Source organism: Acetobacter lovaniensis (assembly GCF_014207635.1).
Lineage (GTDB): Bacteria > Pseudomonadota > Alphaproteobacteria > Acetobacterales > Acetobacteraceae > Acetobacter > Acetobacter lovaniensis.
In genome coordinates, this window is record NZ_JACHIE010000018.1 from 1 (window position 1) to 21,126 (window position 21,126).

At 47.7% G+C, this 21,126-nt stretch carries 22 protein-coding genes; 14 read left to right on the plus strand and 8 right to left on the minus strand.

The window, feature by feature from the left end:
* Positions 1 to 349 precede the first annotated feature (349 nt).
* The 9 genes from HNR55_RS14260 (at position 350) to HNR55_RS14300 (ending at position 7,218) form a co-directional block, all read left to right on the plus strand.
* Positions 350 to 1,216, plus strand: coding sequence for an urease accessory protein UreD (locus HNR55_RS14260; RefSeq protein ID WP_264813795.1), 867 nt, complete (start codon positions 350 to 352; stop codon positions 1,214 to 1,216).
* Between the two features lie 35 nt (positions 1,217 to 1,251).
* The gene (locus tag HNR55_RS14265; RefSeq protein WP_166116530.1) at positions 1,252 to 1,554 is read left to right on the plus strand and encodes an urease subunit gamma; all 303 of its coding nucleotides are present in this window, start codon (positions 1,252 to 1,254) and stop codon (positions 1,552 to 1,554) included.
* Entirely contained in the window at positions 1,538 to 1,882 is a 345-nt protein-coding gene (locus HNR55_RS14270; RefSeq protein ID WP_166116528.1) for an urease subunit beta, read from the plus strand. The genes HNR55_RS14265 and HNR55_RS14270 overlap by 17 nt, the downstream gene beginning before the upstream one ends.
* Positions 1,879 to 3,585: an urease subunit alpha gene (gene ureC / locus HNR55_RS14275; protein ID WP_166116526.1), complete on the plus strand. Its 1,707-nt coding sequence runs from the start codon at positions 1,879 to 1,881 to the stop codon at positions 3,583 to 3,585. The genes HNR55_RS14270 and ureC overlap by 4 nt, the downstream gene beginning before the upstream one ends.
* Positions 3,585 to 4,076 (plus strand): urease accessory protein UreE, encoded by a 492-nt coding sequence (locus tag HNR55_RS14280; RefSeq protein ID WP_166116525.1) that lies wholly within the window; start codon positions 3,585 to 3,587, stop codon positions 4,074 to 4,076. Before ureC ends, HNR55_RS14280 begins: the two co-directional genes overlap by 1 nt.
* Complete coding sequence (locus tag HNR55_RS14285; protein ID WP_242005625.1) at positions 4,048 to 4,755, plus strand: urease accessory protein UreF; 708 nt, start codon at positions 4,048 to 4,050, stop codon at positions 4,753 to 4,755. The genes HNR55_RS14280 and HNR55_RS14285 overlap by 29 nt, the downstream gene beginning before the upstream one ends.
* Positions 4,752 to 5,366: an urease accessory protein UreG gene (gene ureG / locus HNR55_RS14290; protein ID WP_166116523.1), complete on the plus strand. Its 615-nt coding sequence runs from the start codon at positions 4,752 to 4,754 to the stop codon at positions 5,364 to 5,366. The genes HNR55_RS14285 and ureG overlap by 4 nt, the downstream gene beginning before the upstream one ends.
* A 167-nt stretch (positions 5,367 to 5,533) precedes the next feature.
* Positions 5,534 to 6,709: a porin gene (locus HNR55_RS14295; protein ID WP_306309678.1), complete on the plus strand. Its 1,176-nt coding sequence runs from the start codon at positions 5,534 to 5,536 to the stop codon at positions 6,707 to 6,709.
* 65 nt (positions 6,710 to 6,774) lie between these two features.
* Positions 6,775 to 7,218 carry a hypothetical protein gene (locus HNR55_RS14300; protein ID WP_166116521.1) on the plus strand — a complete coding sequence of 148 codons (444 nt, stop codon included), beginning with the start codon at positions 6,775 to 6,777 and terminating at the stop codon, positions 7,216 to 7,218.
* A gap of 3 nt (positions 7,219 to 7,221) precedes the next feature.
* On the opposite strand, the gene HNR55_RS14305 is transcribed toward HNR55_RS14300, so the two are convergent.
* A complete protein-coding gene (locus HNR55_RS14305) occupies positions 7,222 to 8,100 on the minus strand; it encodes a response regulator transcription factor (protein ID WP_166116519.1) in 879 nt (292 codons plus the stop codon).
* On the minus strand, positions 8,097 to 10,019 hold the full coding sequence (locus HNR55_RS14310) for an ATP-binding response regulator (RefSeq protein WP_242005623.1): 1,923 nt from the start codon (positions 10,017 to 10,019) through the stop codon (positions 8,097 to 8,099). Before HNR55_RS14310 ends, HNR55_RS14305 begins: the two co-directional genes overlap by 4 nt.
* Positions 10,020 to 10,108: 89 nt before the next feature.
* Here HNR55_RS14310 and HNR55_RS14315 point away from each other — a divergent pair, with 89 nt between their 5' ends.
* Positions 10,109 to 11,632: a DUF6538 domain-containing protein gene (locus tag HNR55_RS14315; protein WP_308446046.1), complete on the plus strand. Its 1,524-nt coding sequence runs from the start codon at positions 10,109 to 10,111 to the stop codon at positions 11,630 to 11,632.
* On the opposite strand, the gene HNR55_RS14320 is transcribed toward HNR55_RS14315, so the two are convergent.
* Positions 11,625 to 12,254: a recombinase family protein gene (locus tag HNR55_RS14320; RefSeq protein ID WP_166116514.1), complete on the minus strand. Its 630-nt coding sequence runs from the start codon at positions 12,252 to 12,254 to the stop codon at positions 11,625 to 11,627. The two genes, HNR55_RS14315 and HNR55_RS14320, sit on opposite strands and share 8 nt — an antisense overlap.
* 659 nt (positions 12,255 to 12,913) lie before the next feature.
* Here HNR55_RS14320 and HNR55_RS14325 point away from each other — a divergent pair.
* Both HNR55_RS14325 and HNR55_RS14330 read left to right on the plus strand, forming a co-directional pair.
* The gene (locus HNR55_RS14325) at positions 12,914 to 13,618 is read left to right on the plus strand and encodes a Flp family type IVb pilin (protein ID WP_166116512.1); all 705 of its coding nucleotides are present in this window, start codon (positions 12,914 to 12,916) and stop codon (positions 13,616 to 13,618) included.
* Positions 13,619 to 13,828: 210 nt separating this feature from the next.
* Positions 13,829 to 14,008, plus strand: a complete 180-nt coding sequence (locus HNR55_RS14330; RefSeq protein ID WP_166116510.1) for a Flp family type IVb pilin — start codon at positions 13,829 to 13,831, stop codon at positions 14,006 to 14,008.
* Positions 14,009 to 14,073: 65 nt separating this feature from the next.
* Here HNR55_RS14330 and HNR55_RS14335 read toward each other — a convergent pair whose 3' ends face one another.
* The 4 genes from HNR55_RS14335 to HNR55_RS14350 form a co-directional block, all read right to left on the minus strand.
* Positions 14,074 to 15,843 carry a hypothetical protein gene (locus HNR55_RS14335; protein WP_184382744.1) on the minus strand — a complete coding sequence of 590 codons (1,770 nt, stop codon included), beginning with the start codon at positions 15,841 to 15,843 and terminating at the stop codon, positions 14,074 to 14,076.
* A complete protein-coding gene (locus HNR55_RS14340) occupies positions 15,843 to 16,241 on the minus strand; it encodes a hypothetical protein (RefSeq protein ID WP_095350628.1) in 399 nt (132 codons plus the stop codon). Before HNR55_RS14340 ends, HNR55_RS14335 begins: the two co-directional genes overlap by 1 nt.
* A gap of 314 nt (positions 16,242 to 16,555) precedes the next feature.
* The gene (locus HNR55_RS14345; RefSeq protein ID WP_166116506.1) at positions 16,556 to 16,975 is read right to left on the minus strand and encodes a hypothetical protein; all 420 of its coding nucleotides are present in this window, start codon (positions 16,973 to 16,975) and stop codon (positions 16,556 to 16,558) included.
* A 146-nt stretch (positions 16,976 to 17,121) separates the two neighbouring features.
* A complete protein-coding gene (locus HNR55_RS14350) occupies positions 17,122 to 17,535 on the minus strand; it encodes a hypothetical protein (protein WP_166116504.1) in 414 nt (137 codons plus the stop codon).
* 194 nt (positions 17,536 to 17,729) lie between these two features.
* Here HNR55_RS14350 and HNR55_RS14355 point away from each other — a divergent pair, with 194 nt between their 5' ends.
* Both HNR55_RS14355 and HNR55_RS14360 read left to right on the plus strand, forming a co-directional pair.
* Positions 17,730 to 18,437, plus strand: coding sequence for a hypothetical protein (locus tag HNR55_RS14355; RefSeq protein WP_166116502.1), 708 nt, complete (start codon positions 17,730 to 17,732; stop codon positions 18,435 to 18,437).
* A 78-nt stretch (positions 18,438 to 18,515) separates the two neighbouring features.
* The gene (locus tag HNR55_RS14360; protein ID WP_166116500.1) at positions 18,516 to 19,598 is read left to right on the plus strand and encodes a PD-(D/E)XK nuclease family protein; all 1,083 of its coding nucleotides are present in this window, start codon (positions 18,516 to 18,518) and stop codon (positions 19,596 to 19,598) included.
* Here the strand turns inward: HNR55_RS14360 and HNR55_RS14365 are convergent.
* A complete protein-coding gene (locus HNR55_RS14365; RefSeq protein ID WP_166116498.1) occupies positions 19,588 to 20,724 on the minus strand; it encodes a 3'-5' exonuclease in 1,137 nt (378 codons plus the stop codon). The genes HNR55_RS14360 and HNR55_RS14365 overlap by 11 nt on opposite strands.
* Positions 20,725 to 21,126 lie beyond the last annotated feature (402 nt).

Genomic DNA, 21,126 nt, shown 5'->3' on the forward strand with positions numbered 1-21,126 from the left:
GAGGCTCGGGGTCACCCAGATGGGTATCGTCGGGCAGGAACAGTTCGTCGATCAGTAAGGGAGTGAAGAAGATCATGACCATGCGTTTTGTGCGGGGCGTTTGGGGAACTAACTGCCTTGTTGTGTATGGTCAGTGCGGAAGAACACTATGGTGTTTTCAATACGAACAACCCGGTTGCGCCCAAGCCAACCGGGTTATTTTATGATTCTGCAAAATCAGAGAAACCCGGTCGCTGCATAGCGTCATTCTTTCGATCAGAGCCCAGGGGATTTGAGAATCACCTGGGTTCTTCGATCCTGTCTCCCGTTGTTCCTATGTAATATTACGCAATGACCAACCATCGGAGAGGTGCTAGAGCGGGGTCATGTCCAGTATGGGAAAGTCGGGTTTGTGGTAGGGTCGCTCCAGCGTGCACAGGGACGGTTTGGGCTGGAGGTCAGGCAACATGGGCTGATGAGCCGCATGGCCGACCTTGAGCAAAGAGGCTGCTGCCGCTTGCTTTTTCCCCGTATGGCGGGAGCGGGCGTAGAGGCCGTTACGGTCAATATTTCCGGCGGCATTGCGGCGGGGGATAGTATTGAAGGCTGGCTGATATGCCGAGAAGGCACGGACCTCCTGCTCACGTCTCAGGCCGCAGAAAGAGTGTATCGCGCCCGCCCGGATGATGCGCCTGCGCAGATGACCGTGATCTGCCAGATTGAACCTGAAGCGCGTCTGGAGTGGTTGCCACACAGCACTATTTTTTTTGATGGCAGCAGGTTTTGCCGCCATATGCGGGTAGATATGGCGGGCTCTGCGGAGTTTCTTTTTCTGGAGAGCCGTATTTTCGGTCGTAAAGGGTCAGGCGAAGTGCTGTCGGACCTGACTCTGGTTGACCGTCTTTCCATCAAACGGGATGGCAGGCTTGTGCTTGAAGACGCGTTACGTCTTGAGAGTCGTAATGTTACAGCCATGCTGGAGCAGGCGGCTGTAAGTGGCGGGCAGGGCAGTGTTGCTACGCTGGTGCTGGTCAGTCCCCATGCCATGGGCTTGCTGGATCAGGTGAGAGCACATTTGCAGGCTTCGGAATATACGGGTTTTGCCGTTTCAGCATGGAATGGCATGCTGGTGGTGCGTGGACTGGCCGACAGAAGCTGGCTTTTGGAAAAAGCGTTACGTCAGCTTCTTGTAATGCTACGCTCTGGCCGCCCCGTGCCGTCTACATGGCGTTCATGACGACAGCTTAACAGAAGCGAGGGACTAGCCAGAACATGCATTTAACCCCAAGGGAAAAAGACAAGCTGCTTATTTCCATGGCAGCTATGGTGGCGCGGCGCAGGCTGGAGCGGGGGGTCAAGCTGAATTACCCTGAGGCCATAGCCCTGATTACGGATCATGTGGTTGAAGGCGCACGTGATGGCGTGGATGTGGCAACGCTGATGGCCAGTGGCGGGCATGTTCTCACCCGTGATCAGGTCATGCAGGGCGTGGCGGAAATGATTCATGATGTGCAGGTTGAAGCAACCTTTCCTGATGGTACAAAGCTGGTGACGGTTCATGACCCGATACGCTGATCCTTTGCCCCAGAATGCGATACCGGGTGAAATACTGGTGGATGAGGGGGATATTCTGCTGAACGAGGGCCAGCCCCGGAAGAGTGTTCTGGTGACAAATACAGGTGACCGTCCTGTGCAGGTAGGCAGTCATTATCATTTTTACGAAGTCAATCCGGCACTACATTTTGACCGTGAAAGCGCACGGGGATGGCGGCTGGATGTCCCTTCTGGTGGAGCCGTGCGTTTTGAGCCGGGGCAGGAGCGTGAGGTCACCTTGGTGCCCCTGCGTGGTCAGCGCGTTGTGATTGGTTTCAGAGGTGATGTTATGGGGAGTCTGGACGCATGACCCGTCTGACCCGGCATGAATATGCAGCACAGTTTGGTCCAACCACGGGTGACCGCGTCCGTCTGGCCGATACCGCTTTGTTGGTGGAGGTCGAAAAAGACCTGACAGTTTACGGTGAAGAAGTACGTTTTGGTGGTGGTAAAACCATCCGGGACGGCATGGCGCAGTCTCAGGTCACACGGGCCGGGGGAGCGGCGGATACCGTTATTACCAATGCGCTGATTATAGACCATTGGGGCATTATAAAAGCGGATGTCGCACTGCGCGATGGACGGATTGCGGGTATTGGCAAGGCTGGGAACCCGGATATTCAGCCCGGTGTGGATATCATCATCGGGCCGGGTACGGAAATTATTGCCGGTGAGGGGAAAATTCTGACTGCTGGCGGTATAGATAGCCATATCCACTACATTTGCCCGCAGCAGATTGAGGAGGCCCTTGCTTCTGGTGTAACGACCATGCTCGGTGGCGGCACTGGGCCAGCAACGGGTACGGCGGCGACAACCTGCACCCCGGGGCCGTGGCATATGGCACGTATGTTGCAGGCGGCGGAGGCTTTTCCGGTTAATCTGGCCTTCGCGGGCAAGGGGAATGCGTCCCGCCCGGACGGTCTGGAAGAAATGGTGCGGGCCGGGGCGTGTTGCCTGAAGCTGCATGAAGACTGGGGCTCCACCCCCGCTGCCATTGATTGCTGCCTGAGTGTGGCAGACCGTATGGATGTGCAGGTGATGATCCATACGGATACGCTGAATGAAAGCGGCTTTGTTGAAGATACGATAGCGGCGTTTCAGGGCCGGACAATCCATGCCTTCCATACGGAGGGCGCTGGAGGAGGGCATGCGCCGGACATTATTCGGGTTGCCGGTCTGCCCAATGTGTTGCCGTCTTCTACCAATCCAACGCGGCCCTACACCCGCAATACGCTGGATGAGCATCTGGATATGCTCATGGTCTGTCACCATCTGGACCCACATGTGCCAGAGGATATTGCTTTTGCTGAAAGCCGTATCCGGCGGGAAACCATTGCCGCAGAAGACATTTTTCATGACATGGGCGTGCTGTCCATGATGTCTTCAGACAGTCAGGCCATGGGGCGTGTGGGAGAGGTGCCATTACGGACATGGCAGACCGCGCATAAAATGAAATGCCAGCGCGGTGCGCTTCCCGGAGATGGCCGGGCAGATAATAACCGCGTCAAACGCTACATTGCCAAATATACCATTAACCCCGCCATTGCTCACGGGCTGTCGCATGAAGTCGGGTCGATCGAGGTTGGCAAACTGGCGGATCTTGTTGTGTGGAACCCGGCTTTTTTTGGTGTAAAGCCGGATATGGTCGTCAAGGGTGGGGCTATTGTTTACGCCATGATGGGGGACCCCAATGCCTCTATCCCGACCCCACAACCCGTGCATGGCCGTATGATGTTTGGTGGGTATGGTGGAGCACTGACCCATACCAGCCTGACCTTTGTCTCTAAAGCGGCGCTGGAAGACGATATCGGCCGCAAACTTGGTTTGCACAAAAGGCTTTCTGCTGTTTCAGATACGCGAGGTGGTATTGGCAAACGGAGCATGATCCATAACAGCGCCATGCCGCATATCGAGGTTGATGCGGAAACATATGAAGTGCGTGCCGATGGTGTCCTGCTGACCTGCGAGCCAGCCGATATTCTCCCGATGGCACAAAGGTATTTTTTATTCTGATGAAGCGCGTCGTAAAAATTCTGCCGGTAGGCAGCTGGTCTGTCGAACAGGCTTCCGATGTATTTTGTGCGGATTATGAAGGGCGGCACCGGCGGCGTAGGGTATTGCCCACGCAGTCTGGCGAAAAAATACTGCTTGAGCTTGAACAGGCGCATCTGTTGCAGGCCGGAGAGGGACTGCTCCTTGAGGATGGCCGTATTGTCAAAGTAGAGGCTTTGCCGGAAGAACTGATGGAGATACGGGCGCAAACTCCCTTGCACCTGTTGCAACTGGCATGGCATCTGGGCAACCGGCATCTGCCTGCGGCCATCGAAGCTGAGCGTATTCTGATACGCTATGACCATGTTATTGCGGATATGGTGAAGGGGCTTGGAGGGCACGTGCATCGAGTGCAGGCAGCCTTTGACCCGGAAAGTGGGGCCTATGCGGCCCGTGACCATGGGCATACAGGGCACCATCCTCATGGTGACCACAGCCATCATCATGACTGACGCAGCCGGGAACGGGGATGGGCTGGCTTTTCTCAGACTGTTGTCCTGGGTTTCTCCAGCATTTCCAACCGGAGGATATGCGTACAGCCACGGGTTGGAATGGGCGGTAGAGCAGGGCAGCGTGCAGAATGTGCTCTCCCTTACGGCGTGGGTTGGCGCGCTGCTGCAATATGGAAGTCTGAGAAACGACCTTATCCTGCTCAATGCTGCATGGCAGGCTGGGCACGATATGGCCCGGTTGGCTGAAATTGCAGATTTTGCCTGTGCCTGTGCGTCGTCCCGCGAGCGGTATGAAGAAACAGTTTATCAGGGTGAGGCTTTTTTAAAAGCGGCGGCTGTCTGGCAGGCTACACCTGATAAAGCAGAGTGTGCGGGCACGCGCTGGCCTCTCCCTGTTGCGCAGGGTATGGTTTTTCGCATGGGGGGAGTTGCGCGGCCTCAGGCTTTGCTGGCGGGCGGGTACGCCGCCGTAGCGGCGCTGGTTTCTGCTGCGGTACGGCTTGTGCCGCTTGGGCAGACGGATGGCTTGCGTGCGCTGGCCGGGTTTGAGCCTGCGTTGATTGTGGCGGTTGAAAAAGCACAGGAACAGACACTGGACGATATCGGAGGGGCGTGTTTCGCATCCGATCTGGCCGCCATGCATCATGAAACACAGGAAACGAGGTTATTCAGGACATGACAGAAATAAAACATGGTCCGTTGCGTGTTGGTATTGGTGGCCCTGTTGGTACTGGCAAAACGGCTCTGATGGATGCGCTGTGCCGTCGGTTCAGAGAACAGTATAATATTGCCGCCATCACCAACGATATTTACACGCGTGAGGATGCTGAATTCCTGACCCGCGCAGGTTCTTTGTCCCCGGAGCGTATCATGGGCATTGAAACCGGAGGTTGTCCGCATACCGCCATTCGGGAAGACGCCAGCATTAATCTTGCAGGGATTGCGGAACTGACCGAGCGGTTTGAAGGGCTTGATCTGGTTCTGGTTGAAAGTGGCGGCGATAATCTGGCTGCCACCTTCAGTCCCGAACTGGCAGACCTGACCATTTATGTCATTGATGTGTCGGCAGGCGATAAAATTCCGCGCAAAGGTGGACCCGGGATTACCCGGAGTGACTTGCTGGTCATTAACAAGATAGACCTTGCGCCATATGTCGGGGCTGATCTGGGTGTTATGGAGCGGGACAGCAAGCGTATGCGGGGGCAGAGACCGTTCATATTCGCCAATATTCGCGCCAGTGAAGGGGTGGAGGACATTGCCGCGTTTATTGTGGAGCAGGGTGGCCTGTGAAAACTGTGTCTTATTGGTCTGTTGAAGAAAAAAATTACGAATAAACCCTATAGTAAGTAATTCTACGCATCCCATCCTTCCGGTTCGATTTCGTAATATTCCCCTTGTCGCCAGAAGGTGACCGCAGCCACAAGGGGGTAGCCATGATTGCGCTTGTGTCCCGGTTTATGACAGACCGGAAAAAAGAACTGTTTTACTATGGCAGCATTGTATCGGTTGGTGTGGTGCTGGGGGGCATAGTCTCTTCACAAGCGCACGCGGTTGCAACAGTTAACCTGGGGAAAGATCAGTTTTTCACCCTTGGTGTTGGTGTGCGGGCGCAATACTTAAGCCATGATTCCACCGTGGCCGGTAATAAAGGCGCTGCCAGCGCAGATGATTTTCGTATTTATATGGGCGCGCAGTTCCATAAATACGTCAAGGCGACCTTGAACCTTGAACGGCTGCGTGATGGGAACTGGAACGTTCTTGACGGTATTTTACAGGTAGAACGCTGGAAAGCCTTTAATATCTGGGGTGGGCGGATGCTGACTCCCAGTGATCGATCAAACCTTGATGGTCCGTATTTTCTCAGCACCTATGCGTTCCCGCTTGTTGCGCAGTATCCGGGTGCCTGGTCTGGCCGAGATGATGGCATGGCGGTCTGGGGGCGGTTGCTTAAGGATCGTTTCCGTTATGTCACAGGGATTTACCGTGGCCATAACTGGGTACCGGGGGGCTCCAACTATGGCGAGCATCCACTTTTTGCCGGGCGTGTGGAATATAACTTTCTGGATCCTGAACCCTCTCCAGCGTATTACACAGCCAGTACGTATTACGGCAAAGCCGATATTCTGGCCATTGGTCTTGCCGGGCAGTATGAGGCCGATGGTGTAGGCAGCGCCGAGGTCAAGGGGAGCTACAAGGCGTGGAACGTCGATGGCCTGTTTGAGAAAAAAATAGGGAAAAATGCAAAATATGGTGTCTATACCTTGGAAGGTGCATACTATCAGTACTATACGGATGGTGTGAAAGATATTTCTGCCGGGTATAAACAGCGCTCGCCAGCCTATGGGAATGTGGGCGGTATTAATGCAGGAACGGCCTTTTTAGCCAGCACAGCGTATCTTATCCCCTATAAACTTGGCTGGGGTCGTGTGCAGCCTCTGGTGCGGTATCAGGAATTCCGATTTAAAGAAGGTATGTATGGCCCCGGTCACCCCAAGACGACGCAGTTTGATGCGGGTGCAAACTACGTGATGGATGCCCATAATTTACGGTTTACGTTTGATTATGTGCGGTACAAATCTGCGAACACACCGGCGCAGGGGGCTTTCCTGCTTGGCATGCAGTTCCAGTACTAAGCATGATTGGTTTGTTATACCCATTTATCAGGCGGGTTGGAGCTAGAACCACGCAGGGGGTCGCAATGACGGGTTTAAAAAAGATAACTGTTTTTACATTTCTGGCACTTTCCTGCATTGTCGGGCACAAAGATCTGCATGCAGCAGAACCTGCATTTGACAAGCTTGATTGCCGCCATCTGTTTGCGGAGGATGTGCTGCTGTCCGATGAGATGGGGGCGTTGAACAGGCAGGAACAGAACAGCATAGCTCAGGGTACAGCACCTGCGGAAAACCAGTTTTTCATCAGGCTGGATCCGGTGCCGGGGTTTGGGATCATGAAAGGTGTCACCCTTTCTCCTGCCGGGCAGCCCATCAAGGAAGATGGCAGGGAGCATGATATTGATCATATCAGGCAGGAACTGGCCACTGTGCGTCATTACGAGGCAGACAAGGCCTGCCTGAAGGCAGGTATCGTTGATAATGACCATGACCGCCTGTCTGATGACGCGTCCAGGCCCAGTCCGTAAAATTCAGGGTTCTTGCAGTAGTCGGGATGCGGTGGCTGCTGCCGCCGCTCGCGAACTCAGGCCTGTTTTGTTGTAAATCTGCTCTATATGTTTATCAATCGTGCGGTGGCTGACCTGTAGAATGTCAGCAATATCCCGACTGGTTTTGCCGCGTGAAATCCAGAGTAAAACCTCAGCCTCACGGGCGCTGAGGTTTAACTTTGTACGCAATATGTTTTCGGGAAAAACGGTCTGCTTGGCAATGCGCAGCAGCAGTTCATCTGGTCCTGTGGCACCAACCAGCGTGAGTGCCACGCGGCTCTCCTTACATTCCTGTTGCAGAATAATGGTGCCGGGTGCGGGAAGTGGAGTGGGCAGTGCTTTAAGGGCATGCGGCATTGTGGCCAGTATCAGGCTGGCCTGAGGGGTCGCCCAGAGCACATCGCCTGAGCGTGTGATCGCAAACAGGTAGCGTCCGGCCTGATCAAGCGCACAATGGGCTGAATGGATGCGATCGGCGGCTTCAAGCCTTACACCAATACGCGCCATAACTTCTTCCAGCCTGAGTGGCTTGGTAACGTAATCTGCGGCACCTGCTTCAAAAGCACGGAGCACGTGCTCGGTTTCAGTAAGGCCTGTCATGAATATGATCGGGACACCTGTCACACGGCTGTCATGGCGCAGGGCCTCGCAGACATCCCACCCGGTCATGCCGGGCATAAGGGCATCGACCAGAATCAGATCTGGCACAGCGTGGCTGATGACCTCAAGCGCACCTGCACCTGATTGTGCCAGCAAAACATTATAGCCCTGCTCTCCCAGTTTTTCATCCATCAGCCCCAGAACGGCCGGGTCGTCATCTATGACGAGAATGGTTTTGCGGTTTATGACGGGTGCGGTCATGATGTGGATATTTCCAGATGATGGCGTAAGGCTTCAAGCTGGTAGGAGGAGACAAGCTCAAACAGAGGAGCCAGAGCCGCTTCAAGGGCTGGCTGCTTTGCCTGCAATGTTGTGAGCTGTTCCCGGAAAAGCCTGAGGTTGCCACTGTTCAGTGATGTCAGCAGTACGGCCTTTTGGGGGGCTGATAAGGTCTGGGTTGCATCGGGGGACAAAGGTTCGGATGGGGTCAGGGAGATCGGTGCTGACTCTGCCTGTGGCAGGTGCCATTTCAGGTTCAGCATCTGCCCTATTTCGGTAATCAGCGCGGACAGGTTGACAGGTTTGCCCATGACCGGACAGTCATCAAGCGAGGGGACGTGCCGGTTGGTGCTTTCTACCAGATTGCCTGTCAGGAAAATAATCGGGGTTGCGGAAAATTCCGTTTGGCGAATACGCAGGGCCAGATCCCGCCCATCCATACCGGGCATGGACAGGTCAAGCAGTAGCAGGTCTGGCCGCACCTCTGGGAGACATGCGAGGCAGTCAGAGCCACTTTCTGCCTCTTCAACGTTAAAGTTACACCGTTCCAGAGTTTCACGCATGATCAGCCGGTGTTCCATGTTGTCATCAACAACCAGAACGGTAAGGCGCGGTCCGTCATAGCCTGTCGGGAATGCTGGCAACTGGGGGGCTAGCGCAATATCACGGTCGGAGAGCATAAGCCGCACACGGAAGCGGGAGCCAACGCCCAGCGTGCTGGTAAAGGTCAGCTCACCGCCCAGAATTTCTGTGAGCAGTTTGGTAATGGTTAATCCAAGACCCGTGCCGGGCATGTCGGCTGTCATGCGACCCCGTTCAAAGGGTTCAAAAATGCGGGTGTAATCTTCCTCGGCTATACCCGGCCCGGTGTCGGCGATAATAAATTCTGCAATCTGCCCCTGCCACTGGGCAGAAAACGTTACACTCCCGTGGCGCGTAAACTTGATGGCATTGGAGAGCAGGTTCAGCAGGATCTGCCGCAGGCGATGTTCATCACAACTGATCACAGCGGGCAGGAAGCCCGGCTCCCAGTTGAGGGTCAGCCCTTTTGCCTGAGCTTGCAGGCGCATCATCTGGGCGACAGATTCCAAAAACGCGGGCAGGGCAATGGTGTCTGAGTGCAGTTCGATACGTCCCGCCTCAATGCGTGAGATATCAAGCAGGCCGGATAGGATACTGGTGATATGCTCACCACTCTCGCGCATGATGCCGAAGGTTTTCTGGCGTTCTGCTGGCATGCGTTTATCGTGTTGCAGGAGCTGAATGTAGCCCATGATGGCATTGAGCGGGGAGCGGATCTCATGGCTTATGCCGCTAATATAACGGGTTTTGGCAAGGCTTGCTGATTCGGCTTTTTCGCGTGCGAGTTTCAGGGCCTCGTCTGTGCGGCGGCGGGCGCGGATTTCGTTCATGAGCAGGCGGGTCTGGTGCAGTGTTTCGCGCGTTGCCGTGCGGCGGCCTTCCTGGGTCATGACCAGCAGCCATGCCCCGATGGCGCAGGCTAGAAAAATGAACAGGAAAACATGGCGCCAGGGGCCATCAACCTGCCATGCCAATCCACCCAGCATGAGTGCCGAGCCCGCAAGCATGCTCAGAAACCGCCCAATGGGGGAGAGAAGCCTGCGGCGCAGACGTGCGGGAAGAAGGCGTAACGGGGTCAGTAACTGGACTTTCATGCGCATGGAAACAGGCTTGCAGCGGTCGTGGCAACGGGCATCAAGCGAGCAGCAGAGTGAGCATATGGTGCCACCATAAGCGGGACATTGTGCCATATCCTCGGCTTCAAAATGATGTTCGCAAATCACGCACTGCATGGCTGGCTGCGCGGCCCAGTCCGCTGGCTGGGTGCGTGCCAGATAAGTCAGCCCTCCCGTACGGGATACCATACGTCTATAAGGCATTGATTTTTCAACAAAAATCATACTTGTCTTCCCTCACTGTGTAACCTGTTCGTGTTACATAAGGGACGCCAGTTTTGCCTACACCCTACATGGTTCGACGTTGCCATACCTGGTATCTCAGGCTTCGGGTTCCTGCTGATCTGACACCCTTTGCAGGTCAGCATATTGTTCGTTCCCTCAAAACCAGTGATAGAACAGTCGCAAGGGCAAAAGCTCTCGGACTTGCTTCAGCGTTCAATGGTATCTGGATGGAACTCAGACAAAGACTGGCAGAAAAGCTTCAAGCCTATTTCAACAGGGAAATCCCCGTTGAAGAGATGAAAGCCTTTGTGCATGAGCACGCTTCAGAAATCGAAGCCATGCCAGAGAACGTCAAAAAGCATTTCTCCGACTGGCTGAACGTTGTCATGCAACGCAAGACACAGGAAGCACAGGATGTCCGCGAGAGTGCTGACATGACAGCAACCCTTGCAGATATGTGGAAACAGGCCAAACAACAGGGCATGTTGGAAGGCATGGAAAAAGCCATTTCCCTTGGTGGATTGGCTACACAGGCTCCTCCTGTTCCCTCTATCCTCTCCACTTCTCCTGCAAGCACAGAATGCTCTGAGCCATGGACAAACCTGATTGAACGTTTCCATGACGATAATCCGGGACAGACAGAAAAAACACGTGTCAGCTACCGCATTACCTTCACACAGTTTCAGGAAATTGTTGGCAATAAAGCCCTGAACCTCCTGACCAAACAGGACATTAAAGCCTATGCGGACTGGCTGAAAAACAAGCCTTCCTTACGTGGGGGAACCTTGGGTCATGGCACGATTGTCCGGCATCTTGGGGAAGTGAAATTTTTTCTGAAATGGTGCGTCCAGTCAGGTCTGATTGAGGATAAAGGCTTTGCAGATGTCAAAGCCAGAGCCAAGACCCAGAAAGAAAAACTGACCAGACAGGAAGAAGTTCGCAGGGCGTTCACCAATGACGAACTGAAACAGATTTTCAACAGCCCCCTGTTTTCCGGCTACCATAGCGAACATTTTAAAAGCAGACCCGGCCACCAGACAAAACGTCTGACTGACTTCTGGTTTATCAGCGTTCTTGCCCTGACTGGTGCCAGAATTGGGGAAATCTCTGACGTTCCTGCCAAACTCTATGACCTGGAAGGGATTCCCTGTCTGGATTTACGCCAGACAGGAACAAAAACAGGCAATAGCCCCCGTCTGATTCCCATCCTGCCAGAACTGCGAAAAATTGGCTTTCTTCATTATGTCCAGAAACAGGCTCAGGCTGGTCTAGGGTTAATGCAGTCACGCAGAGGGGAAGTTATCAAGCCTGAATCATGGTCAAAGCGTATCAACCGTTATCTTGAAGATATTGGACTGACAGACAAAAGCCTTGTGGCTTATTCCTTCCGTCATACCTTCAGACAGGCTTTAAGAACCTCTGACCTGAACATGGAAATCATCAATAAAATTTTTGGACATGAAACGGATTCTGTTGGGGCTGGATATGGCTCCAACCTTTCCAGAGGGGAAGCACAGGCTTTTCTGGATAAGGTGAAATACCCCATTTTCCTTGACCATCTGGCAGACAAAGATGGAGTATTCCTTAAATAGCATCCTGCCTGATGGTTTCAAAAATACTGGTCTGGCGTGTGAACTGGTTTTTCTGTTGCATAGCCTGAACACGTCTGACCAATGTGGCTAAAGAGACACCCGCAATGGAAGAGGCATGTCTGTAGCTTTTTCCAGAGGCTAAAAGGTCCAGAGCATGTTGGACTTTAACAGAACTAACTTTGGGTCTGCCTATGGGGCGACCTGATTTTGTCCCATATTTCTGGGCATGGTCTATGCCACACCTGATACGCTCATTAATCGTCTCACGCTCATTTTGAGCAATGACAGACATCAGCAGATAACTGACACGGCTTGACCTGTCTGACGTATCCACGCCCTCTGTCAGACTCCTGACTGTAATCCCTTTTTCGTTAAATTCTTCCAGCAATCGTGCAAGATGGGCTGTTCTTCTCCCAAGCCTGTCCACTTTCCAGACAGTCACAACATCCCCCTTGTGCAACAGATTTAATAATTTGTTTAACTCCGGCCTGTCTTCTGTTGCACCAGATATATTTTCAGTAAAAATTCTTTCTTTTGGAATCCCGCTTTCCAGCAATCGATTGACCTGCATATCAGTGGACTGGTCTCTGGTGCTGACACGTGCGTAACCATAATTCTTCATTAAAACATTCTCCTTATTTCATTTGATTTTAATATCTGGTATTTTATATGCACACATTTGAATCTGGGGTCATAAAATGTTTGTTTTCTTGGGTCTTCTTCTGTCCGCTGAATTATTCGCACTTTCTATTCTATTCATGATTCTTCGCCCTGAAAATAAATATTCACCATGCGTAATAATATTGCTGCTTTCTTGTCCAATTATTTTTTCTGGATTATCTTATTACCTCCAAGTTTCTCATTGAGAGGGATCAAGAGCGGAAGAATAATAAAAAAATAAATTGGTGTTCCACAAAAAATTATTAGAGAAAACGGAATGGTTGCATAAAACCCAAAAATTATAATTGATTTATAATCCAAAAGGCACAACAGAAAAACAAACACGAACCATATCGACGTTAACGGTATAAATTTTTTATTCGATATATCAATTTTTTCACTCATAAAATATCTCCTTAAATTATCGATCAGTTATTAATTTTTAAAATTAATTATGAATACATAGTATTGAATACAATTTAACCCTTATGTTTACAGTGTAAGGGGTTTGTGTTCCTAAAGGCAAGTTTTTGAAACAGTATTTATTTCAATATTATTGAATATATTCATCAATGTATACTACAATAATTTACGTATATATACATTGGAGGATTTTAAATCATGATTTATTATAAAAAGAAAGCACAGCAGGATGTTGGAGCAACAGCCATAGAATATGGGCTTATTGCCTCTTTGATTAGCGTTTTGGCTGTTGGTGGCATGTCAGCCGTTGGTATAAATTTATCAAATACCTACTGCACAATATCCAAACATCTTGGTGGGTCTGGCGAATGCTCTGGTAGTGGTTCAAGTGGAACTGGTGGTAATGGTAGCCCTGCTGGTTCAGGAAATAGCACCAATGGGAATGAAGGAAATAATTCTACAATACCAACATCTGTTACAAATTTTACAAAAGAAGATATGGATAATTTAAAAAAATCTTTGTTGGACAATTTTTATGATGATTATGTAGATAGTACTTTAGGAGGAAATAATACTTTAGGAGGAACTGATGGTTTTGCAGATAACTCCATATTTAACCAAAGCGTTTTTTTGTCCCAGATGACATCTTACAATAAGAAGAATCCTAATGATCAAATTACAAACGTATTTGGACTTTATGATGCAAAAACTAAACAGCCTATCACTTCTTGGTCAAAAGCTTCTCTAGGTCTAAGTGAAAATGATGGTGACAATATTTATATAGGAGATAAAAATCAAAATAATACTAGTCAATTTTTAGAAGTTACAACACAACTAGGTCATGTATATACCATTGATAATTTGGCAGACACAATGACACCCAATCTCGTTAAAGGTTCATAATAAAAAACCACCAGACCGCTTTGGGAGGGGGTCTGATGGTCACTTATGTCGCTACAACATAAAATCATTATTTAACAACAAAAAGATAATGTCAAGAAAATAATTTAAAAAAGTTCGATTTTCTTGCATATTAGCAAATACATTTATTATTATATATTTAAGGCATCATAATAATAAGGTGTTCAATATTAATATTTGGAGGATTTTCATATGAAAACTTTAGTTAAAACATTTAAAAACAAGGTTGGAGCAACCGCTATCGAATATGGTCTGATTGCTGCCTTGATTTCAGTCGTAATTATTGGTGGTGTCACATCAGTCGGTGGAAACTTGAAGACAACATTCTCTAGTATCAGTACTGCAATATCTGAAGCTAACTCTGCTGGTTAATCACCAGTATATGCGTCATACGTTATGGGGAACCTTTCGGGGTTCCTTTTTTTATGGGTTTCACATCACATCTTCAAAGTGCTTCCATGGTTTGCAACGTCTGAATTAGTCTGTTTCATCCATGTCATGACTTCATTGGTCTGTTGGAGAATTTTCGCATTTTCTGCGTCTATCTTCCTGTTCTTCCAGTCTGTTAATTTGTCTTCCAGATAGTCCACATTTATGGAAATCATCTGTGTCAGAATATCCTTGCCATGCAGGTTCAGGAAATCCTCAAACGTGACAGAATTCCCGTTCTGTTCGGCATGAAGCTTCTGATAATTTTTGTAGGACGATTTGTATAAAAGGTAGCTCTCGAACAGCACTTCGTCCTGCTGGTCATCGCTCATCATGTTCCATGTCGCATCACTGATGGGAGCAGGAAGCCCAAAATTAATGGCAACAGGATAAACCTTCTCTCTGATGGTCACAGTGCCACCAAAAAACAGGCTCAGAAACAGTTCCACCAGCAAAAGCAGAATGTTGCTGTCAATGCTGTTGTTCCATTGGTCAAGCCAGTATTCCTGGTCTTCAAGGTTCTGATAGGCCCTGCGATAAAAATACCAGTCTTCCTGTTTTGCCTGTTTCAATCGGGCTTTGATGTCCCTGATATAATCCGGGGTTATCAGAACAATATGGGACAGGCTGGCAACATGGGTGATGCGTCTGTTCAGTGTTCCAGTGCAGACAATCTTTTTAATATCTGGCTTTGTGCTGACAGGATTTGAACCTGTTGCTGTGCGATGGTTTCGAGTAACTGCTGTATCTGGTCGATGGGTGAGGGTTTGTCTCCTGTCTGGTTGCTCATCAGGTCGAGAATGTTTTGTGTGTTCTTGTTCGCTCCATAGGCTTCCTGGTAGGTCTGCCGGTATAAAGAAATTCTCTTGGACTGTTCCGAGTTCTGGAAGTGTTCTTTCATTAATTTTTCCTTTCTTTTGAATGTCTGCATAAAATGGGAGGTCATACCCCCTGACGTAGTCCACAGCCTGTTTTGCTGTAATTTTCAGAGGTTTTCCCTCTGCTTTGGAGGCCATGTTGACCAGCCTGTTCAACGCATGAACATTGCCAGTCTGGTCTATGACAACCGGCCCCTTATCCCCCATAGCCAGATGACAACCATGAGCCTTTAACTGCTCCATGAGAACAGTCGGGACAAAGCTCTTCCAGCCCTTGAGAACGATTACAGCCAGACCAGCCTTATCAATATGGGTGCGTTCCTGTTGGGCACGTTCCTGGGGCTTCAGTTTCCCTCTGGTGCGTGTTCCTTCCAGTCCTGCATCCCTGAGTATCTGGGCTTGGGCTGTTTTCCCTTCGGCTTCCAGAGCCTTGATAACAACATCATTATGCCTGCCCGACAGGATAGGTTCTCCTGTGCGTATTTCTGCCAGTCGGTTCAGCTTCTCACGTCTGATGAAATCATTATCCATTCGGATACAGGAACCCGATGGCAACAGAAGGGAATACACCCTGTGCTTGTGTTCCCGGCCATGTTTGACATGCACAACTTCAGTGAAGGGCTGTTTCTGGAGAAAAAATTCATTTTCGTAATCCTGCCAGAAATCAGCCCATTGGTCTGATGTCCAGTCGTGTGCGGGGTCTGCATGAACATGGTGGAGAGGTTTGGAATGGCTGGCATAACTGCCAATAGTGGTGAGTTCCTTAATCTGGTCTTTCGTGCCGGTTTCAATCAACCCACGTGATGCACCAACCATGACAGCATCATTCTGACGCTTGTAGTCCAGAAGGTGACGCCATAGTCCTGAGCCACCCTTGCCACGTGTAGCCCCGCTAATCATTATTTTCCTTCAAGCTTTTTGCGGAGCCTGTCCAGATTACGCACAGCATCACGCACATCCGGGATAAGGGATTCTGCTTCAGCATGAGCCATGACATGACCCTCCTGACGGGATTTGATGGCATATTGCACCAATGCCCCACACAGTTCAGCCGTGCTTTCCCTGAGCCTGTAAAGCTCCTTGATGTATTCCGGCTTGGGTGGTGTGCGTGGACTATAGGCTTTGACTGGCTTGACCTTCTGATATGTATCAGATGGAGAAAGAGCACCTGCCAGACACTCGCGCACAAGACTGTTGGCTGTGATGTCACGCTGTCTGGCATGGTTTGTAATGCACGCATATTGTTCATCATCCAGACGAACCAGTAACGATTTTTTCAGTTTTCTTTTTTCACTCATGAAATGGGTCTCCTGCTTAAATGGGGGTCAACGGGGGAAAAGCATTTTCCCCCTTGCCAGTTACCAGTAGACGCGAAGCGGATACTGGTATGCCTGGCTATAATCAAAAAATAACAAAAGGGATGGCAAACAAGATAAGAAAACATAAGCAGGTATAAAAAGGTATTTTACAGGTATAATGCAGGTGCTTCTTATAAAATGTGTTACAAGCACGAACACTTAAACAGTATTTTGTGTTGATGTGATTTTATGAAAATAGGGCAGTAGTCAACATAAAACCCTGTTGACTATGAAGGGGAAAACATAAGGAATGGTCAAGCGGGAACGCTGTTGACGGCTTCCTGATTTTTCTGTTGGCGTGACTTCCTGCGAACAACCTTGCTGACAGCCTCCTTGAACGCATAGGCGTGTTTTTTAAGTTCCGCGAGGTCTTCAGGATTGTCCTGGATAACGTCCAACAGGGTTTCAAGGTCCTGGAAGATGGAAGGAAGGGTCGTTACCTGACTTCTGACACGTTCCCTGTTTACGGCTTCACTGGTGACACGCCACCATTCCAGAACCTCAGCTTTTTCCTGCGTGGTGCATTTATCCAGAATGCCACGGGAAACCATGGAATAGTAGCAGGGGAAAGAGCCAAGGGTTTCCTTGATGGCTCGCTTCTTTTCAGGGCTGTAGGTCCAACGACTGATTTCCCATTTGGGTGTGCCTTTGTTGTCTAATAATCTAAATTGCATGGTAAAATCTCCTTATAAAATAAATGGTCAACATTTTATGAATGTGACGTTCAAATGTAATTATAAGTAAATAATAAACATAATTTCAAATATATTATTATATTTATTTTAAAAATAAATAGCCAACATAATTGTATGCTTATGCGTCAGATTGTAATTTGGCGTATGCTGACGTAATGACCATCTCGCCTAAAGACAGTTTGCCCACTAGGCAAAGAGAATACCAAAGATATTTCTTTCTTTCCCATGTCTGTCAAAATTTTTCTATCCGCATATACGACAAACTGATTATGGTTTTTATTGAAGATAACACGCCCACGGGGCCATTCTTCATATTCAGACCAAAGGGGAACGCGAGACACTAAGAGTGTCTTTTTTTGTGTTCGGATTTTTTCCCAAAAATCATAGTGTCCACTCCATGTAACGGAGTCACCATATTCCTCCCCTTCTTCAACCGAAATCATATCTGTTAGAAAACGTGATTCTCCATTTTCTATGATAAGCCAAAAAATACCAATTTTAGGAGAACAGGATATATTGATATTAGTGTCACTCATCACGCACTACATCTCATATTAATCTTAATTTTGAAACATAAAAATTTTGATGCGTCAATTGTTAAATGCATGTCTACAGAGCACATCAGAAATCTCATAAAAATAGAAAAATTTTCAATCGTAAACGCTCTTTAAAGCCTGTTGGCAAACATGACGAGTTCGCGTCATTATCGACCATCTCTAATGGAGTAAATTATATGTCTAACATTAATCCAATAGACCTTCTTCCTCCTTCTTTGAAAAACCACCAGTTTGGTGGCCCTGGAGACATTGGTTCTCCCGAGAAACGCTCCTTATGGTTGTGTGGCATTGAATATGGTGAGTCAGAGAATGAAAACGGAACAGAAGCCGAAATTGAAAATTATACGGTAGGTCTCCAGTGGCGTAATTGGACTTACAATCGGAATGCTTTCAAATTAATTGCATCTATCGAGGGACAAAAAGTCGAAGATGCATTGTCATATGCAGAACAGAAAAAGATTTTTGAGAGTTCAACAGCAGGCTATTTCCAGACCAACTTATTCCCTGTGGAATGTCGCACCCTTGAAGCGTGGTCTGAAGATGCGAAAATCAGAACGGGTTTCCCTGACAAAAGAGCCTATGCCGATTACATTCGGTCAATCTGTTTCGAAAATATGCATAAGCAGTTACAGGCCAAAAAACCTCGTTTGTTTTTAGGTGTTGGCATTACCCATGTGGGTGATTTTTCGCAGGTTGTGTTTGGAAAACAGGTTGAACTGGAACGCCATGACTTTGAGGTTGGTGGACATAGGAAGACTGTTTTTCTTCGTCCGGGAGAAATACCATTTGCTGTAGTTTCTCATCTTTCGTCCCCAAGTGGTTTGAATAGCAATGAATCTCTGGAAACGGCAGGACATCTTATTCGAAAGATGATGCACAAATAATTGGGAAATCCGTGCAGGGATATCCTCGACATTCCTGCACATAGCGTTTTTCTTAGAAGTAATAATAGGAAAATTTATATGTCTGAAATTGAAGCAAGTAAAAATTTTTTAGAGGATGCAAAAACGCATTTTCCAGTAAAAAAACCATTAAACATATTTAGTCTTATGAAGTTAGATCATTATGAAAATCCAATAACTGACCTTTTGGCATTTTTCTTATATGACAAAAACGACCATGGTTTAGGCAATGTGTTTTTCCAAGGTTTTTTGGACTGCATACCTAATGGCGATATTTTGGGGAGAGAATTAATTTGTAAGCCCCAAAGGGAGGTATCGACCGAAGATGGAAAACGGATTGACTTGATTCTATCAGGAGCAGATTTTTCTATTATCGTAGAGAATAAAATCAGACACTCTGCCGTGAATCCTTTTAAGTCTTACGTTGAATATGCCGAAAAACATTTAATGGAAGACGAAGTAAAGATTATTTACGTTTTGCTTTCTCCAGGAGGACAATCTGAAAAGAAAAATTGGATTGGAGTGTCGTATCCCAATCTTGTTTCTGCAATTCGAAAACGTTTACTGACTATTTCTCCTAAAAAAGAAAATAAATGGTATATGTTTTCTGAAGAGTTTTTGAACCATTTGGCAAGTTTAACGGAGAAATATGAAATGCAAGATAAAAATAAAGATTTTGTTTTTAGTAACCTTGCGAATATTAGAAAATTAGAGCGTATCAAAAAGAACGTTTACAACATATACGAGCGTGACATAAGTGAAAAAATATTTCCTTTTCTGCAAAATTTTAAAAAGAAAGTATCATGTAAAACATCCTGGCCGAACGGCCCGCGTTGGGAAATAGAATCTTGGAATGGAGCCGTAAAAATTATTCTGTATTATAAATCGGTTGGTAACAATGTCACTCCACAAATCCGCATTTATGTATATAAAATAAACATTGATAAATATAAAAATGAAGATGGTCAGATATTATTGGAAAAACATTTCTCTGATTGGTATAATAAAACCAATATAGATTCCAAAAGAAATAAGTTTGAAGTGGATTGGACCAGTGATGTTTTTGTTGAAGATATGGTGTTTTCAAAGCTGATATCTGGCATAGAGAAAATTAACACTTTTTATAAAGATTTCATTGAATAATTCCCATATTTGATGTGTTTTTTTCTGGAGCAAACTGTTGCCAACGATGAGCCGGAAAAGGAATGACCTGAGCCGGTTCATCCATGGGTTTCCCAAACATACCAACCAGTTCACTCGATAAATTCCTGCCAATATTAGTGGCTGAGTTCATGTAAAGATTCATATTCACCCAATGACACGTCTTCATCCAGCCTGTATCAAGGTCAAAAGCCTTGCAGGTGTTCAGAACCATCTGAGCATCAAACGCCACATTAAACGCATAGACAGTCCTGCCAGACAGAAGTTTGACCACTTCAGGGTAAATCTCCTGCCATGTTGTGACACTCTGGTTTCCCATAAGTGTGGCGCGTGTCAAAATATCTTTCGTCATGTGATGGTGGTCACTGGCTTCCTTCTGAATGGAGACAGAAGGCTGACAGAAACGATTGAACAGCAAATTACCCTTATGGTCGGTAATCGTAATCTGAATTACCTGGTCATGGTCTTCCCTGCCAGTCGTTTCAACATTCAGGACCAGATACGCTTTTGCAGGAATTTTCTTTTTTTCTGACATAGGACACTGAGCCAGTTTTTCCGGCTTTTCTATCTGTCTCAACAGGGCTTTCACTGCGTTGTCAGTGTCCAGACTGGTCATGAGACGGGAAAAATCATTGTTCCACCAGAGCATGGAAATCTCTGCGGGTTTCAGTCCTTCCCAGATGTCTTTCAGGATGGTTTTCTGAACCTGAGAGAAGCAGTTCCTTAATTGCCCAAGAGCAGGCATCAGCATCCTGTCATACCCAAAATCCATACGTTTTTTGGTGATGAAAGGCTGAAGATAAGGCTCAACCAGTTGTTCCAGAACTTTACGCTTATAACCAGCCTTGTCCTTGACGTTTGCAGGAACGTCTATGAAGTTTGGAAATAAACCCAGAATGTCATATCCAGTATCTTCCACTTTATCCGCAACAGATGTTCTTGGTGCGTTCACCATGACAAAATCACGAATGTAAAAAACCGTGGAACGTCCCACCTTACGTTCATCAGAAAAACAACGCAGGTAACGTCCTGCCAACGGACAGGAACGATTATCAGGGATTCTGATGCCTTCAGATAACAGGGAAAAAATAGTGCTGTAATTTATCATAGTATTACTCCATTCAATAACTCCTTAAATATACGTTATTTATAAACTATATTTATCTTAATTGCAATATTTATATATGTTTATATAAATAAATATATCAAATATCTATAATATTAATGGAAACAATCAACGGGTTTGTTTGTTGTTTCAGTTGCTTGTTTTGCATGAAATGGTCAACAGGGTTTTCTGTTGACTGGTGAGAGAAAAAACACAGCAAGGTTCAACAGGAAACCTGTGCGACTATATGACAAAAATATCAGGATTGAACGAAATACCCAGGATATCAGCCACGAACAGATTTTCTGGAATAACCCGGATGGGAAAGCATCAGACATGCTGTTCCAATGCGAAATAAGCCACACACAGACACGAAACAGGAATGAAGGGTATAATCTTCCCTGA

Excerpts from the sequence above, each read along its gene's own strand:
- HNR55_RS14265 (WP_166116530.1), top strand. The coding sequence starts at position 1,252 with ATGCATTTAACCCCAAGGGAAAAAGACAAGCTGCTTATTTCCATGGCA.
- HNR55_RS14270 (WP_166116528.1), top strand. The coding sequence starts at position 1,538 with ATGACCCGATACGCTGATCCTTTGCCCCAGAATGCGATACCGGGTGAA.
- ureC (WP_166116526.1), top strand. The coding sequence starts at position 1,879 with ATGACCCGTCTGACCCGGCATGAATATGCAGCACAGTTTGGTCCAACC.
- HNR55_RS14280 (WP_166116525.1), top strand. The coding sequence starts at position 3,585 with ATGAAGCGCGTCGTAAAAATTCTGCCGGTAGGCAGCTGGTCTGTCGAA.
- HNR55_RS14285 (WP_242005625.1), top strand. The coding sequence starts at position 4,048 with ATGGTGACCACAGCCATCATCATGACTGACGCAGCCGGGAACGGGGAT.
- ureG (WP_166116523.1), top strand. The coding sequence starts at position 4,752 with ATGACAGAAATAAAACATGGTCCGTTGCGTGTTGGTATTGGTGGCCCT.
- HNR55_RS14295 (WP_306309678.1), top strand. The coding sequence starts at position 5,534 with ATGACAGACCGGAAAAAAGAACTGTTTTACTATGGCAGCATTGTATCG.
- HNR55_RS14300 (WP_166116521.1), top strand. The coding sequence starts at position 6,775 with ATGACGGGTTTAAAAAAGATAACTGTTTTTACATTTCTGGCACTTTCC.
- HNR55_RS14305 (WP_166116519.1), bottom strand. The coding sequence starts at position 8,100 with ATGACCGCACCCGTCATAAACCGCAAAACCATTCTCGTCATAGATGAC.
- HNR55_RS14310 (WP_242005623.1), bottom strand. The coding sequence starts at position 10,019 with ATGCCTTATAGACGTATGGTATCCCGTACGGGAGGGCTGACTTATCTG.
- HNR55_RS14315 (WP_308446046.1), top strand. The coding sequence starts at position 10,109 with ATGGTTCGACGTTGCCATACCTGGTATCTCAGGCTTCGGGTTCCTGCT.
- HNR55_RS14320 (WP_166116514.1), bottom strand. The coding sequence starts at position 12,254 with ATGAAGAATTATGGTTACGCACGTGTCAGCACCAGAGACCAGTCCACT.
- HNR55_RS14325 (WP_166116512.1), top strand. The coding sequence starts at position 12,914 with ATGATTTATTATAAAAAGAAAGCACAGCAGGATGTTGGAGCAACAGCC.
- HNR55_RS14330 (WP_166116510.1), top strand. The coding sequence starts at position 13,829 with ATGAAAACTTTAGTTAAAACATTTAAAAACAAGGTTGGAGCAACCGCT.
- HNR55_RS14335 (WP_184382744.1), bottom strand. The coding sequence starts at position 15,843 with ATGATTAGCGGGGCTACACGTGGCAAGGGTGGCTCAGGACTATGGCGT.
- HNR55_RS14340 (WP_095350628.1), bottom strand. The coding sequence starts at position 16,241 with ATGAGTGAAAAAAGAAAACTGAAAAAATCGTTACTGGTTCGTCTGGAT.
- HNR55_RS14345 (WP_166116506.1), bottom strand. The coding sequence starts at position 16,975 with ATGCAATTTAGATTATTAGACAACAAAGGCACACCCAAATGGGAAATC.
- HNR55_RS14355 (WP_166116502.1), top strand. The coding sequence starts at position 17,730 with ATGTCTAACATTAATCCAATAGACCTTCTTCCTCCTTCTTTGAAAAAC.
- HNR55_RS14360 (WP_166116500.1), top strand. The coding sequence starts at position 18,516 with ATGTCTGAAATTGAAGCAAGTAAAAATTTTTTAGAGGATGCAAAAACG.
- HNR55_RS14365 (WP_166116498.1), bottom strand. The coding sequence starts at position 20,724 with ATGATAAATTACAGCACTATTTTTTCCCTGTTATCTGAAGGCATCAGA.